At 45.4% G+C, this 15965-nt stretch carries 13 protein-coding genes and 1 riboswitch; of the genes, 8 read left to right on the top strand and 5 right to left on the bottom strand.

The window, feature by feature from the left end; all coding sequences use genetic code 11:
* Window positions 1–51: 51 nt before the first annotated feature.
* From argF to argR, 3 genes are all read right to left on the bottom strand, one after another.
* Window positions 52–1059, bottom strand: a complete 1008-nt coding sequence (argF, locus tag MHI30_RS20685; protein ID WP_075751669.1) for an ornithine carbamoyltransferase — start codon at window positions 1057–1059, stop codon at window positions 52–54.
* A 29-nt stretch (window positions 1060–1088) separates the two neighbouring features.
* Entirely contained in the window at window positions 1089–2324 is a 1236-nt protein-coding gene (gene arcA, locus MHI30_RS20680) for an arginine deiminase (RefSeq protein ID WP_069500929.1), read from the bottom strand.
* 265 nt (window positions 2325–2589) lie between these two features.
* A complete protein-coding gene (gene argR, locus MHI30_RS20675; RefSeq protein ID WP_020453463.1) occupies window positions 2590–3030 on the bottom strand; it encodes an arginine repressor in 441 nt (146 codons plus the stop codon).
* Window positions 3031–3199: 169 nt separating this feature from the next.
* Window positions 3200–3306, top strand: a riboswitch (guanidine-I (ykkC/yxkD leader).
* 84 nt (window positions 3307–3390) lie between these two features.
* Here argR and MHI30_RS20670 point away from each other — a divergent pair.
* The 6 genes from MHI30_RS20670 (at window position 3391) to MHI30_RS20645 (ending at window position 9368) form a co-directional block, all read left to right on the top strand.
* On the top strand, window positions 3391–4227 hold the full coding sequence (locus MHI30_RS20670) for a YitT family protein (protein ID WP_071583650.1): 837 nt from the start codon (window positions 3391–3393) through the stop codon (window positions 4225–4227).
* 203 nt (window positions 4228–4430) lie between these two features.
* Window positions 4431–4988 (top strand): YfjD family protein, encoded by a 558-nt coding sequence (locus MHI30_RS20665; protein ID WP_075751668.1) that lies wholly within the window; start codon window positions 4431–4433, stop codon window positions 4986–4988.
* Window positions 4989–5259: 271 nt separating this feature from the next.
* A complete protein-coding gene (locus tag MHI30_RS20660) occupies window positions 5260–7179 on the top strand; it encodes an LTA synthase family protein (RefSeq protein WP_075751667.1) in 1920 nt (639 codons plus the stop codon).
* A gap of 129 nt (window positions 7180–7308) precedes the next feature.
* Complete coding sequence (locus tag MHI30_RS20655; protein ID WP_256700597.1) at window positions 7309–7956, top strand: hypothetical protein; 648 nt, start codon at window positions 7309–7311, stop codon at window positions 7954–7956.
* 142 nt (window positions 7957–8098) lie between these two features.
* A complete protein-coding gene (locus MHI30_RS20650; protein WP_075751666.1) occupies window positions 8099–8368 on the top strand; it encodes an excalibur calcium-binding domain-containing protein in 270 nt (89 codons plus the stop codon).
* Window positions 8369–8507: 139 nt separating this feature from the next.
* Window positions 8508–9368 (top strand): glycerophosphodiester phosphodiesterase family protein, encoded by an 861-nt coding sequence (locus MHI30_RS20645; RefSeq protein WP_075751665.1) that lies wholly within the window; start codon window positions 8508–8510, stop codon window positions 9366–9368.
* 297 nt (window positions 9369–9665) lie between these two features.
* Here the strand turns inward: MHI30_RS20645 and MHI30_RS20640 are convergent, their stop codons facing one another.
* Window positions 9666–11018 (bottom strand): 2-hydroxycarboxylate transporter family protein, encoded by a 1353-nt coding sequence (locus tag MHI30_RS20640; RefSeq protein WP_075751664.1) that lies wholly within the window; start codon window positions 11016–11018, stop codon window positions 9666–9668.
* A gap of 571 nt (window positions 11019–11589) precedes the next feature.
* On the opposite strand from MHI30_RS20640, the gene MHI30_RS20635 reads away from it, so the two are divergent.
* Entirely contained in the window at window positions 11590–13848 is a 2259-nt protein-coding gene (locus tag MHI30_RS20635; protein ID WP_075751663.1) for a glycosyltransferase, read from the top strand.
* Between the two features lie 18 nt (window positions 13849–13866).
* On the opposite strand, the gene MHI30_RS20630 is transcribed toward MHI30_RS20635, so the two are convergent.
* The gene (locus MHI30_RS20630; protein WP_154495466.1) at window positions 13867–14415 is read right to left on the bottom strand and encodes a pyridoxamine 5'-phosphate oxidase family protein; all 549 of its coding nucleotides are present in this window, start codon (window positions 14413–14415) and stop codon (window positions 13867–13869) included.
* A gap of 94 nt (window positions 14416–14509) precedes the next feature.
* On the opposite strand from MHI30_RS20630, the gene MHI30_RS20625 reads away from it, so the two are divergent.
* Window positions 14510–15934, top strand: coding sequence for a PLP-dependent aminotransferase family protein (locus MHI30_RS20625; protein WP_154495468.1), 1425 nt, complete (start codon window positions 14510–14512; stop codon window positions 15932–15934).
* Window positions 15935–15965 lie beyond the last annotated feature (31 nt).

Here is a 15965-nt window from a genome sequence, read left to right as displayed (position 1 = left end):
TTGTCACCTCATTCGGTTTAGAATGGAAAAGGGAATGAGCCCCTTTTCCTGTCAGTCAAGATCGCCGAGTGTCGCTGCCATGACAGCTTTAATTGTGTGCATGCGGTTTTCAGCTTCATCGAACACTTTAGAGTGTTTGCTGCGGAACACTTCGTCCGTCACTTCCATTTCTTTAAGGCCGTGCTGTTCGTAAACGTTTTGTCCGTAAGTTGTATGAAGGTCATGGAAGGCAGGCAGACAGTGCAGGAAGATGACGTTGTCATTTCCTGTTTTCTTGACGAGATCCATATTCACTTGATAAGGCTTGAGCAGTTTGATCCTTTCAGCAAACTTGTCTTCTTCACCCATGGATACCCAGACGTCCGTATACAGAACGTCGGCTCCGGATACGGCTTTATCTGTATCGTTTGTGACGGTGATTTTTCCGCCGGATTCTTCGGCGAACGCTTCCGCCATTTTAACGATGTCCTGATCAGGGAACAGCTCTTGAGGCGAGCAGATTCTCACGTCCATGCCGACTTTGGCGCCGCCGATGAGCAGGCTGTTGGCGACATTGTTCCGGCCGTCGCCGATATAGGTGAGTTTGATCCCTTTTACGCGTCCCGTATGTTCTTTCACTGTCATAAAGTCCGCAAGCATCTGCGTCGGATGCCATAAATCGGTCAGCCCGTTCCATACCGGCACACCGGAATGCTCTGCCAGGGAAATCACTTTTTCGTGTTCAAATCCGCGGAATTCAATTCCGTCGAACATGCGGCCGAGAACTTTGGCTGTGTCTTCGATCGATTCTTTTTTGCCGAGCTGAATGTCGTCTTTGCCCAAATATTCGGGATGTGCACCGAGGTCGATACAGGCTGTCGTGAAAGCGCAGCGCGTTCTTGTAGAAGGCTTTTCAAACAGCAAAGCGATGTTTTTGCCTTCCAAATAGCGATGCTTGATGCCTTGCGCTTTTTTTTCTTTTAATTTTTGGGCAAGATCGAGCAAATAGAGGATTTCTTCTTCTGAAAAATCTTTTTCAGCTAAGTAGCTTCTGCCTTTTAAATCAATCGTTTGGTTCATGGATCTCTCTCCTTTTTCTTTAGGTTTGTCTATTTCACATCTTCGCGGTAGAGCGGCATGCTCATGCAGCGCGGGCCGCCGCGTCCTCTTGAAAGCTCCCCGCTCGGGATTTCAATAACTTCAATGCCCTGTTCTCTCAAACATTCGTTAGAAATGTAATTCCGGTCATAGGTGACGACGACACCAGGAGCGATCGCGAGTGTATTGGAGCCGTCATTCCACTGCTCCCTGGCTGAAGCGATTTCGTCTCCGCCGCCGCAGAAGATCAAATTGACATCTGAAAGGCCGAGCGTTCTTTTCAGCACTTCCGGCAGATTGTGTTCTTCAGTCGTATGAATGTCGTCTGCCGTTTTCCCTCTCTCAAGAACGAAGATCCGCATGTCTCCTTCAGGCCCCTGGATGGCGGGATGGATCGTGAATTGATCTCGGTCAACCATCGTGAAGACGGTATCTAAATGCATAAAGGCTCTGCTCTTCGGTATTTCGACGGCCAGTACGCGGCGAATCCGGCTCTGCCGCTGAAATAAGTTCCGGACAAGACGCTCGATCGCTTGAGCCGTTGTCCGTTCTGATACCCCTATCGCTACGGTTTCTTCATTTAAGACAAGCTCATCTCCGCCTTCAATATTGAATTTGAAATCACGGTCAAGCCAAACCGGAATCTCATGCCCTTTAAAACGCGGGTGGTGATTGATAATGTAGCGCATAAACAGCGACTCTCTCCTGCGAGCAGGCTCTTTCATTTTGTTGATGGTCAGTCCGCTGCCGATGGCGGCCGCCGGATCTCTTGTGAAGTAAAGGTTTGGCATCGGATCGAGATAAAATGGATAATGGTCTTCCATCAGCTCATGAAGATGCGATTTCTTTTCGCGTTCCAGCTCATTTTTTCGAATGCCGCTCATCACATGTTCGACCATCGAATCGGCGTCAAAGGTGAGCAAGAACTCTTTCAGCCTGTCGTAAGCGCCGTTGATATCTGCTTTGCTTTCTGTTAAAAGCTCATCGATAAACCGCTCGCGGACGAAAGCGTCATCCAGGGCTTCGGCCGTCAGCTTTTCTAAATAAAGAACTTCAACTCCCTGTTTCTTTAACGTCTCTGCAAATTGGTCATGCTCTTTTTGCACCGCTGGCAAAAAGGGAATATCGTCAAAGAGAAGCCTTTCCAGATATTCGGGTGTAAGGTTTTCCAGTTCCCGACCGGGCCGCTTCAGCATGACGGTTTTCAAAGGGCCGATTTCAGAGTAAACGTGTATCGGTGTTGTCATGATCATCCCGCCTCCTAAGCTCTTTTTGTTACATGTACAGCTTAAAACAGGAAGGAAAAGCGCGATGTGAAAGCGATAACAACGAAAACGTGATATATTTCACATGTTTTTTGATGAAGCAAAAATAAAAATGAATAATTATGATAAATCGAAAATGAGTCCTTGCAGGAGCAGAGAATAGAACGTATAAAACGTGTATATTTTTAAAGGGGATTTTTTGAAAAATTTTTTTTGAGGGGAAAAAAAGCTGATCCGGACGGCCGGATCAGCATAAGTGATCACAAAATGATTGGGCTGCCTCAGGCGATTGGGAAATCACAAGGCATGTATCGTTCCCGCATATACAGCCCAGCATTTCCGGGCTTCCGAGCTTATCAAGAAGGACGCCGATGGCATGGGCGTTGCCGGGCATCGTTTTAATAATGATCAAGTTGTCCGTCCGATGCACATGCAGGACAACGTCGGAGATTTTATCTTTTAATATTTTAGAAGGATTGATGGATAAAGAAGCATTTGTCGTGTAGACAAGCTTTCCGTTTTCACCGGGCTGTTTCACAAGATACATTTCTTTAATATCGCGGGAAATGGTAGACTGCGAAACGGCGATGCCGCGTTTTTCCAGCAGGGATGCCAGCTGTTCCTGATTTTCTACCGGATGTTCGAGAATGGTTTGCTTGATGAGCCATTGCCGTTTTTGTTTGTTCATAAGAGCGCCTCCCAGGCAAAACACGTATATCTATTATTATAGGACGGTTTTATTGCCGGCAGATGGAAGCTATTTTACAAAAAAACAAATCTTTCAGGCTGATAAAGGGGTTGATAGACCCCAAAATTTCACTTATAATGCTTGAAGATGACAAATTGATAACAGAGAAAAGGTGGTTTTCTAGGGTTCCGCAGTGCGTTCCGCGCTGGTCTGGTCCGAGAGAAAACACATAGCGAAGATATCGTTATGACACGGTGGGATAAAAGCCCAGGAGTTTTTGCTCTTGATCAAAGAGCTTCTCTCCGGGGCTTTTTTACTTTTTACAGGAAATCGACTACGGATAAGGAAGGGGATGCAAATATGAAAAAGAAAGCAATGGACATGATCCTGATTGTGATAGGCGCATTTTTCTTTGCGTTAGCCGTGAATCTGTTCGCCATCCCGAACGACTTGGGAGAAGGCGGCGTCACGGGGATCACGCTGATTTTATACTACGTTTTTGAATGGTCTCCGGGCATCACAAACTTTGTGCTGAACGGCATTCTTCTGATGATCGGCTATCGCTTTTTGGATAAAAAAACGACGATTTATACCATCATTGCGGTGGCGGCCAATTCATTTTTTCTGCACGTCACTGAAGATTGGACGGTGCCGGCTGATGAAGTGATCATCAGCACGATCTTTGCCGGGGTCTTTGCCGGCGTCGGCATCGGCATGATCATCCGTGTCGGCGGAACCACTGCCGGGTCTGCGATTCTCGCGAGAATCGCCAATAAATATTTTGACTGGAACATCAGCTATGCCTTGCTGATGATCGATTTAGTTGTCGTGTTCAGTTCCTACTTTATCATCGGAGCTGAAAAGCTGATGTTTACGATTGTCATGCTGTACATCGCCACAAAGGTCATGGATTTCATTATCGAAGGACTCAACACGAAAAAAGCGATCACGATCATTTCCGAGCATAAAAACGAGATCGCCGCGCAGGTCAATACCTTGATGGACCGCGGCGTCACGATATTAACGGGACGCGGACACTATACGGGCGATTCCAAAGAAATTCTATACATTGTCATTAATAAACAAGAGCTGTCCATGCTCAAGAAAATTATAAGAAGCACAGATAAAAAAGCATTTGTCATCATCCACGATGTCAGGGATGTATTCGGCGAGGGATTTGTTGATATTTCAAAATAGGGGAAGGCTGCCGGCAGATGGCCGGGAGCCTTTTTGTATTCATCGGGTCTGATGAGGGACAGATCGTCTGCTGATTGGACGAATACGTGATCACTCACACTGCAAGTTTTATGCAGAAACCGGTTTCTGTGGTAAGGTAGATTGTGGCATGAATATCATTAATATAGAAATCCGCTTGCTGAAGTAAAGGAGGTCTATTATTTTTGGAACAGGAAGAAAAACAGCCAATTGATGTGAAAAGCCGAATGTTCTTTAGAGTATGGGCTTTTGCGGGGACGGCAGGTTTCGGGTTGGTCGGAGCATGGCTCTTTTATGAAGCAATAAAACTCGAATCGAAATATTCATTGCTGTACCTGGGAGTCGGACTTTTCGGGATCATCTATGGTTTGATTACTTTTCTAATGATATTTCCGGTCTTCACGAAAAAAGGAAACATCATCTTCAGCATGATCGAGGGAGAAGACGGGCGGCTGTTCTCAGGGAAGAAATCTGTGTTGTTCAAGGACATCAAAAGCCTTAAAATGGCGCAGCACCGCTGCAGCCCGAAAGGCATTTTCTTTATGGATATACTGATAGAGACGCGCGGGAACGGCATGGTTCGGATTCCGACGTACAACATTCTTCCTGAACCGGAATTTTATAAAGCGGTCGAGCTGTACATTCTGCCCTATATGACGGAGGAAGCGCGTGCGGACTGGATCGGCCGGTTCACAGAAGCGCGAAGAAAAGCTTATTTAAATGAATTTCATAAAGATATTTAATCGTCCGGGAAAGAGCAATTTTCGAGGTGAATGAAAATAACTGAAACCTTTGGGGAAATTCATTCGTCTTAATTAGAGGCCGTAGTCTTAAATGCGGAATTTTTTTACGCAGACGTGGACTGTTTGAGTGAGGGAAGCCGGGGGGATTTCACCGTGGACGTGCTTGAAAAACCGCCGAGACTTTTAGTAGAATGATATATTATCGTTTCCTCACGCTTCATTGACTGAAACAGAAAGCGGTCTGAAAAAAGTTAAAAAGGTAGAGGTTATCATGAAAAAAATATTCTCTCATAAGCTAAGCTTTTTTTTGTTAGCTGTTGTTTTTGTATGGGCTAAAACCTATGCTTCCTACTTTTTAGAGTTTAATTTAGGTGTGAAAGGGTCTACGCAGCAAATGCTGCTGTTTATCAACCCATTCAGCTTCACGATTGCTGCACTCGGTTTGGCTTTGTTTGCAAAAGGCCGCCGGTCGGCGATATGGATCATCATCATTGATGCGGTGATGACGTTTGCTTTATATGCAAATATCCTGTTTTACCGTTTCTTTGATGACTTTTTGACGTTTGCAAACTTAAAACAAGCCGGAAACCTCGGCAACATGTCGGATGGCGTTTTTGACATCATGGCATTTCATGACGTTATCTATTTCGTCGATTTGATCATTCTGATTGCATTATGTGTGAAGCTGCCTGAACTGAAGGCGGCACAACTGAAAAAAAGATGGGCTGCAACTGTCGTTCTCGGCGGAGTGGCGCTGTTTTTCATCAACCTTGCAGTTGCTGAGACAGACCGTCCGGAGCTTTTGACAAGAACATTTGACCGGAATTATATCGTCAAGTATTTGGGGCCTTACAATTACATGATCTATGATGGTGTTCAGGCTGCCCAAAACGCGAGCCAAAAGGCATACGCGAGCAGCGACGACCTGACGAGCGTCATCAACTATACAAATTCGCATTATGCGAAACCGAATGACGAGTATTTCGGCGCAGCAAAAGGCAAGAACATCATCAAGATTCATTTGGAAAGCTTCCAGACGTTTTTGATCGATTATAAGCTGAACGGAAAAGAAGTCACTCCGTTTTTGAACAAGCTGGCGCACGGCCAGAATGACATGATGTATTTCGATAACTTTTTCCATCAGACCGGTCAAGGTAAAACCGCGGATGCCGAATTGATGATGGACAACAGCCTTTACGGACTGCCTGAAGGCAGCGCGTTTGTAACAAAAGGGCAAAATACGTACCAGTCCCTGCCGGCGATTCTGAACCAAAAAGAAGGCTACACAAGCGCCGTGATGCACGGGGATTACAAGTCATTCTGGAACCGCGACCAGGTCTATAAACAAATTGGCTATGACAAATTCTTCGATGCCAGCACATATGACATGTCAGAGGAGAATCTCGTCAACCTTGGCTTGAAAGACAAGCCGTTCTTTGAAGAATCAATTCCGAAGCTGAAATCGCTCAAACAGCCGTTTTATGCGCATTTAATCTCGTTGACAAACCACTATCCGTTCATTTTGGATGAAAAGGATGCCACCCTTGAAAAGGGAACGACGGGAGACAAAACGGTAGACGGGTACTTCCAGACGGCGCGCTATCTTGACGAAGCGCTTGAAGATTTCTTTAAAGAGCTGAAAAAATCGGGATTATATGATGATTCCGTCATCGTCATCTATGGCGACCACAACGGAATCTCAGAGAATCACAACCGTGCGATGAAGGAAGTATTAGGTAAAGAGATTACACCGTATCAAAACGCGATGAATCAGCGCGTACCGCTTATGATCCGCGTTCCGGGCAAAAAAGGCGGAGTCAATCATACGTATGGCGGTGAGATGGATGTCATGCCGACACTTCTTCACCTGCAAGGTATTGACAGCAAAAAATACATCAACTTTGGTACAGACCTCTTTTCTAAAGACCACGACGAAACCGTGGCTTTCAGAAATGGAAACTATGTAACGCCGAAGTACACGATGATTGATACGACCGTATACGATACAAAGACAGGAAAAGAGATCAAAGGCAACCAGGAAACGGAAAACCTGAAATCACAGGTGTCCGAACAGCTGGATCTGTCCGACCAAGTACTCTATAAAGATCTGTTAAGATTCCACGAGATTTCGGACTTCAAGCCTGTTGATCCATCAAAATATCATTACGGAAAAGAAAAAACCGGCGAGTAAAAACGAAAAACCGCCTGACGCTTCATAAAGCAGTCAGGCGGTTTTTTTGTGTGCTGGTCCGCCATTGTTCTAAGAAGCCGGCCCGGCACATAGATTGATAGGAAAGAGGACAGAATAAGGAAAGAGGATGTGAGTACGTTGACCAAATCTCAGTATTTTTTTAAATTGCATCCTTTGATGGTGCCGGCCGGCTGGACGGTGAAAGAAAATCATTTGTATCAAAAGCCGATTCGCGATCTCCGCCGTATGCTATTCACCTTGGAGAATGAAACCTCCGGTAAAATGGTACAAGTTGAATATGCTGGAGAACTGAAGTACGTCATCAGGATGCTAAATGCTGATCAAACGCTGGTTAGCGAGGATTCAGACACGTCGTATGAACAGCTGGTCGAACGGTTGGAAGATAGGATTCGTGCTTCCGGTGGCGCACGCAATTTGCTGAGGCTTAGAATCCCGGCCGGCTGGACGGTTGTGCATCACTCATTAACCGGTACAAACCCCGATGAATTGGCGCCTGACAGCAAGGCCTGGCGGTCAGATTTCAAACGGGATCTTTTGAAGCTGCGGCATGATGAAAAATGCCTTCTGCTCGATGTAGAGTGGTATCCCGAGTGCAGTCCGGCCGGCCATTATGCGCTGAAATTGATTAAAAACGGGAACTGGAACAGTCCTTTGGAAGACATGCTGTGCATCCATCCGAAGGAATTAGCCTATGAGATTAACGCTGTTTTGAAAAAGACATGTGAACATCAATATGTTGATGAAGCCGGCGCTTAAAGCGCCGGTTTTTGTGTGAAAAGTCCTTTGTTCAAACCATACCTTTTATTCAATAAAATGTCATTTTTTTCTTGAGTGAATAAGAGAAATATTTTATGATGGTAAAAGATACATAAGAAAGAGACGAAAGGGGTCAAACGGGATGAAAAAAATAGCAGCGAGTCTTTTGTCTGCCGGTCTTATCATCGGTTTTTCCTGGGGTGCCGGCGATGTGGCAGAAGCAAAAACGAAGGTAAAAACGTACAAAAACTGCAAAGCTTTAAACAAAGACTATAAAGGCGGCGTCGCACGTTCGAAGTCGGTCAAAAACAAAGGCGGAAAAACGAAATACAAGCCGTATGTTTCAAAAGCGCTTTATGACGCCAATAAAAAGCTGGACCGCGATAAAGACAAAATTGCCTGCGAACGCTGATATATCCAAAAAAGATCTCTGCTGAGGGGTCTTTTTTTGTTTATCAGGAAATTTATGAAAATTAAAGACTGCTGAAACATAATCTTAACAGTGCGAACCTATACTTTGGCAAGAGAAGAGCAAAAGGGGAGTGGATGATGTGTCAGCTTTATTAAAGAAATTGATGTTATCTTCATTGATCGGGGTTTCTATCGGGTCAGCACTGTTTGCACCGGATGCGGGAGCGCAAGAGCCGGCGGCGAAGCCTAAAAAAGTGGCTGTCATTGCGCACAGAGGCGCTTCGGGATATGCTCCGGAAAACACGATGGCTGCCTTTGAAAAGGCGCTTCAGATGAAAGCGGACTATATCGAGCTGGATGTTCAAATGTCCAAGGACGGGGAGCTTGTCGTCATTCACGATACGACCGTAAACCGTACGACAGACATCGGCTCAGTGCTGCCGGTCGCCGTAAAGAACTTGACGCTTGCCGAGCTGCGCAAGCTTGATGCTGGCAGCTACTTCGGTCCGCAGTTCGCCGGGGAGCGCATTCCGACATTTGAAGAAGTGCTTGACCGGTATAAAGGGAAGATTGGAATGCTGATCGAATTAAAAGAACCTGCACGCTATCCGGGAATCGAAGAAAAAGTATCAGCGGCATTGAAAGAGCGGAGAATTGATAAGCCTAAAAATGGAAAAATCATTGTACAATCGTTTGATTTCAACTCTGTATACAAAATTCATCAGCTGCTCCCATCGATGCCGACAGGTGTCTTAACGTCAAAAGCAGCGGACTTAACAGATGCAAAGCTCAAGGCATTTTCCGGCTATGCCAAATATGTGAACGCCAACTTAAAAAATGTGGCCGCTGATCCTACGCTTGTGCCGAGGATTCATGCGCTCGGCATGAAAATTACGCCATGGACCGTCCGCTCCCGCGATGAAGTGCCTCCGCTTTTAAAGGCCGGCGTGGACGGGATTGTGACAGACTTTCCCGACTATGTTCCGAAGAAAGTACGCTAGATACTAAAAAGAAAGCCTGCAGTTCGCTCTGCAGGCTTCAGCGTGTCGACAAACCCTCACATTCGTTGTCAGGCCTGCTAAGTCGGTGCTCACTCAACGGCTAACCGCCCAGGCGTCCTGCCTGAACGCCGCCGTCATCACTTCCTGTGAAAGTCCGCTCAGATGCTCGGCCTTCCTAGACTGCAAGGGTTGCGGGTCACGCTGAAAGGATGACAAAATCCCAAAACTAAAAGTCGTTTTCGGATTTATCAACAATATAAAGCCTGCAGTTTTTTGCTCTGCAGGCTTTTTCATTCATCAATAAAACTGGGCTAACAGCAGCAATGTCAGTGTAACGGTTATCGCTCCGCCGATTCTTGTGGACACCTGAGCAAACGGCATGAGCTCGAGGCGCTCTGCGGCGCTAAGAATGGCGATGTCCCCCGTTCCGCCCTGACCTGAATGGCAGGCATTGATAATCGCGGTTTCGATCGGGTACATGTTCAGCCACTTTCCTGTAAAAAAGCCGACGGCTATCATCGTGACCACGACAGATACGATCGTAATAATATTGGCGATATTAAAAGCAGCGATCAGCTTGTCCCACGGTGTCATGGAGACGCCAATGGCAAAAAGCAGCGGATATGTCACAGCAGTTGAAAAGAAGCGTGACACGCCGTAGGCGCCGTTTTCCAAATTCGCCGGAGCCAAACGAAACAGTTTCACGGCAACAGCCAGCAGAAGCATCATGACGGGTGCTGGAAATCCGAACAAGTCATGTGAAAGCATACCGACTAAATATAGTGAGACGGCAAGAATGCCTCCCGATGCAAAGTGGGAAAGATTAAAAACGCTTTCTTTGTCTTTGTCGCGGCTTTCAAGCGGCAGTGCGTCCCCGCTTTCGAAACGGTCGACTTTTCCGTTGCCTGTCCATTCAGGCTTTTTCTTTCCCATTACGTTTAAAACCCCGGACAAAATGACAGCGCTTAAGCTTCCAAACATAATAGAAGGAATGACAAGTGCAAAAGCTTCCCCTTGTGACATGTGCATGATCTCCGAATAGCCGATGGACAGCGGAATGGCTCCCTCGCCGACCCCTCCGGCCATGATCGGAATCACAATGTACAGAAGCGTATGCTGAAATCCGAGGCCGAGCATTGTACCAACTGTTAGACCGACTGCCGCTGCGGCAATTGTCCCTGCAATTAGCGGAATGAAAATTTTAATGAACGCCCTGACCAGCGTTTCTCTTTTCATGCCTAAAATGCTTCCCACTACAATGGCTGAGATAAACAAATAAAGAAAGTTTGAGTTTTCTGTAAATTCAGTTGTTGATTTGATAATGTCATCGGGAATGAGATGGTAATAGACGATAGCTGAAGGAATAAACGTCGCAAGTATAGCGGCACCGCCGACAGAACGAAGAAGCGGCAGCGACTTTCCGATTTGGGCGAAGGTGAATCCGAAAAAGCCCATAACCGCAATGGCTGTTAAAATGTCGCTTTTCAGATCATGCATATAGACAAACGTCACAATCAAAGCGAAGAGCAGCAAGTATACGGGCAGCGGAATGATGCCGATTTTAACATTCATTGCTCTTGCGAAAAAATTTTCATCCGGTTCTTTTGTTGTTTGAATCGGTATATGTTGTACCTTTGTTTTTACTTCCATATTCTTTCCCCCATCCTTTTTGTTATCCCCTTGCTCTAGTTATTTAACTAAATTAAGTATACTAAAAAAATCAAAATTCAGACAACCGTGCAGGAAGACCTAGCCGTTTTCCCATGATGATCTAGAGCGGCTCCATTTGGTTAAAGACGTGTCTGGACACTGTTTAATGGCCTTGTTCAGGCTTTTTTTGATGCGGTAATTCCCGAATCTCCTTTTACTGGAATAAAAATCGACACAAAAAAGCTGTTAATCCGTCAAAAATAAATCAAACATTTAGGAGCAGAGACCTTTTTTCTTGTGTGAACCGTTGATACATTCAGCTCCCGTCTCCGAACAGACACAGGACGTCTGCGACAAAAGATTCAATCTTGAGATGGCATATATGTGAGGGTTATCAATATGAACCTAATGGTTTTTTTGAATAAGAGTCTATAGTCTTATATTTTTTATTATTTTTAAAGAATTTTAGGTCTAAAGATGGTAATATATTCGAGTGCAAAAGAATGAAATAAAGGAATACTTTGGAGAAACCCTTTGAGAAGGGTTTTTATCCGCACATAAGGAGAAGAAAATGGAATTTATTTTACACTGCTATCCCGCAGCAATGATTGCCCTGATTCTCATCGGGTATTTGGGATCTTGGATGAATCCGCGTTTCAAGAGATTTTTAATCATATTGTGCCTTATGACGAACGGCGTGTATATTGTTTGGCGGTTCGGCTATACACTGCCTGTCTCTCGCCCCGCCGACATCGTGATGGGCGTGATCCTGATTGTAACTGAATGTATCGGCTTTTTACAGCTCTTGGTCTTTTATACGCTAGTATGGAAGGAAAGGAAGCGGGAGCCGGAAATGCTAGGTGATCAAGACCATTGGCCGAGCGTTGATATTCTGATTGCAACTTATAACGAAGAGCGCCATGTACTGAAAAAGTCAGTGGCAGGCTGTCTGAACCTCGATTATCCAAAAGAGCTTGTCAACATTTATTTGTGTGATGACGGAAGGCGGACAGATATTAAAAAGCTGGCCGAGGAACTTGGCGTTCATTACGTTACAAGGCCAAGTAATAAGCATGCAAAAGCAGGGAATTTAAACCATGCGATGAGCTGCTCGAACGGGGAACTGATTGTGACGATGGATGCCGATATGGTCCCGCTTCCTTCTTTTTTACAGAAAACTGTCGGCTATTTTAAGAAGGAAAAAGTGGCTTTTGTTCAAACGCCTCAGGCCTTCTATAATGAAGATCCTTATCAGTACAATTTATTTTCCGGAGCGAACATTCCGAATGAGCAGGACTTTTTTTTGCGCAGGCTCCAGGCCGGGAAAGACCGTTTTAATGCCGTTATGTACGTCGGCAGCAATACGGTTTTCAGAAGAAACGCTTTGGAGGAAATCGGCGGTTTTGCGACAGGCGTGATTACGGAGGATATGGCAACCGGAATGCTTTTGCAAACGAAATTTAAATCTGTTTTCGTCAAGGAAGTGCTTGCCGTCGGTCTTTCGCCGGAAACGTGGACGGATCTTTTGAAGCAGCGCGACCGCTGGTGCAGGGGAAACATTCAGTGCGGAAAGAAGTGGAATCCGCTTTTCTTAAAAGGTCTTACACCAATGCAGCGCATTCTTTATTTTGACGGTATTCTCTTTTGGTTTTTCGGCGTTTTTAAGATGGTCTACATCCTGGCGCCGCTCTTGTTTTTGCTGTTTGGCATACATAGCTTAAAGACCGATTTGTGGTCGATCACCTCGTTTTGGCTGCCTGCGTTTTTAGGTTCTTACCTTTCATTTAAAGCTGTTTCGGACCGGCAGCGCAGCATGAGCTGGAGCCATATTTACGATACTTCGATGGCGCCGCACATGGCGATATCGGCTTTGTCGGAATTCATTTTCAAGAAGCGGTTTGATTTTAAAGTCACACCGAAGGGCGTCAACACAGATCGGCGAAAATTCAAATATACGACGGCGCTGCCGTGTGCGATTCTGCTTGCAGTGACACTGTTTGCGCTCGGAAAAACCCTTTATGAATTTTTATTTCTGCATACTTTTGATATAAACGTCACATCGTATAATTTATTTTGGGTTCTCTATAATATGACAGGTCTCATACTTGCGTTGCTCGTTGCCTTTGACAGGCCGAGATTTCGAAGATCTGAACGGTTCACAGTCAACAAGCCGGCGGCTTTTTCCACTGTTTCAGGAGATGAGCACGAATGTGAACTGATCGATGTGAGCGACACGGGCGCGCGTATCAGGCTGCCTTATCAGGCTGATTTGGACATGTACTATCATGTGGACGGTCTGATGATAGATGCGGTCGGAAAAGTGCCGGCTCGGGTGATGTGGACGACGAAAGACGCGGACGACATTGAAATCGGACTGCACTTCAAAGAGATGGACAAGGAATTGTATGTCAAGCTGATCGGTTTTATGTTCAATGAAGAAAATGCGAGAAAGGCCGACCGGGAAAAGCGGGCTGATACATTGTCAACAGTGCTGCGCTTTTTCATGAAAACTGAAAAAAGCCCGGATGCATTCAAGAGAAAACACGTCCGCGAGGCCTTTCAAGGTCTGGGAACACTGCTGTTTCCCGATGATGCAGAGAAAGGCGCTCACGAGATCATGATTAAGGACATCAGCTTGTCAGGCTGTCAGATTGAATCCGGCGTCCCGCTTGAGATGAATGAACATGTGCTGGTTTGTATCGATGAGAAGGATCCGGATCAGCGGCTGGCGCTCGTCTGCTGGATAAAGAAGCGGAGAAAGCGGTACACAGCGGGATTGAAATTTATAGATGGATATGCGGCACAATCCATAGGAGACCCGGTAGCATAAGCTGCGGGTCTTTTTTTGTCAATGGTCTTCCTGTACGGTCCGCCCGTTTTCGAATTTCATGCTTTGATTCAGCATGTTTTCTTTAGCTGTTATCTCTCGGGGCTGAACTTTAAAGACAACGGTTTTGCTGCCTAAACTCGATCTGTACTTTTCGACATGTGTTTTGTGAAGCGGAGAACTGTAGTATCCCGGTACGTATTTGTCGAGAAGAGCCTGCATCGCGGATGTTGCTTCATCTAAGTCTGTGATGATTGACGCTGTGCCGAAAAGAATGACACTCATATAAGCGGTATCGGTTTTAGCGGGAATGGGATGAACCATTGTTCCATATTGTTCGCTGACTGTGAAACATACATTAGGATTTTCTTGCAGCATGTCCATTTTCCGTCCCTCTGAGGCACCGTGAAAATAAATGAAGCCTTTTTTCCAGACGAAATTCAAAGGGATCACATATGGATCTTGATCTGCGGCCAAGCCGAGGTATCCGGTTTGCGCTTCTGTTAAAAATTGATCAATCTTTTTTTCATCTGTGCAGGCAAGCTGTTTTTGCCGAATGGAATGAGCCATCACATTCACGCTCCTTTTTATTGTTAAGATGATTTTAGGTTGTTATTGTCCCTTTAAAAAGAGACAATAATAGAAAACTTGATGAGGTCAGAAAATGATAGAATTAACTCCTTTACTCAATAAACAGCTTAAAACGCCTCTGTATATGCAGCTATATCAATATATAAAAACAGAAATTGAGACCGGCGGCATCCCTGAGGGAACTCTTTTGCCGCCGATCCGCTACTTATGCGAGCATTTGCATCTAAGCAAAAATACAGTTGAAAGCGCCTATCAGCAGCTCACTGCAGAAGGCTATACAGAAAGCAGGCCAAGGATCGGCATCAAAGTGCTTCCCTTGGAGAAAACGCTGATACCGCCTGGTCAATTGAAGGTTCATACCAACCGGGCATCCAAAGAAACAGGACAAGCTACAGCGGCAACGTATGATTTTAAATATGGTGATATCGATTTAAGCCATTTTCCGTTCAAAACATGGAGGCGTTGTCTGCAAAATGCATTGGACAGTGAAGATCATGAATTATTACTGTATGGTCATCATAAAGGCGATTTCGGTCTTCGTACGGAATTGGCGAAATATTTATTTCAGGCAAGAGGTGTCCGCTGTGCACCTGAGCAAATTGTGATCTGTTCCGGTACGCAGTATGCAGTCGGACTTCTTTGCCAGCTGCTCTCAATGAACGGCCGATTGGTTGCGGCGGAAAATCCGGGATATGATGGTGTGCGTTCTGTTTTCCTTAACCATGGATGTGATATTCAGCCAATTGGTCTGGAGACGGATGGGGTCAATTTGTCACAGCTTGCTGCAACCGGGGCCAAACTCGTTTATATTACACCATCACATCAGTTTCCGTATGGAATGGTTCTGCCGATACAAAAGAGGCTGAAATTACTTGAATGGGCAAGCCGTGAGAAGGCCTATATTATCGAAGACGACTATGACAGCGAATTCCGCTATCAGGGCAGGCCTATTCCATCTTTAAAAGCGCTTGATAAAAAAGAAAATGTCATTTATTTAGGGACTTTTTCAAAGTCATTTCTTCCGGGAGCGAGATTGAGTTATATCGTTCTGCCTTCAAAGCTGGCGGATGAATTTCAAGAAAAGCTTGGACGCTACAGCCAGTCTGCTTCACCCATCATTCAAAAAGCGATGTTTTTATTTATGAAAGAAGGTTTTTTCGAAAGGCACATCCGAAAAATGAAAAAAGTCTATCAAGAAAAGCACAAAACATTAATTTCGGCCATTAAAACGCATTTCGGAAATGAAGTGGAAATCATCGGCGAAAAAGCGGGGCTTCATATTTTGATGAAGACAGGCCGACATGCGCAAGACCTCATACATAAAGCGGAAAAACTCGGTGTGAAAGTTTACCCGGTATCAGATTTCTGGCTTGAGCCTCATGAAAGCAGCTCTTCCATCGTCATGGCGGGATTTGGGGGTCTTTCTGCAACGGAAATTGAAGAAGGGATCAGCAGACTGCGTAAAGCTTGGCTCTCCTCATCAAAGCAGGAACAGTGAAAAATGCCAGTTCCGCACCGATATTAAAAAG

This window comes from Bacillus sp. FSL L8-0528 (genome assembly GCF_038593085.1).
Lineage (GTDB): Bacteria > Bacillota > Bacilli > Bacillales > Bacillaceae > Bacillus > Bacillus paralicheniformis.
Note: the sequence above shows the minus strand (reverse complement) of the source record. Positions and strands in the feature narration are given on the sequence as shown.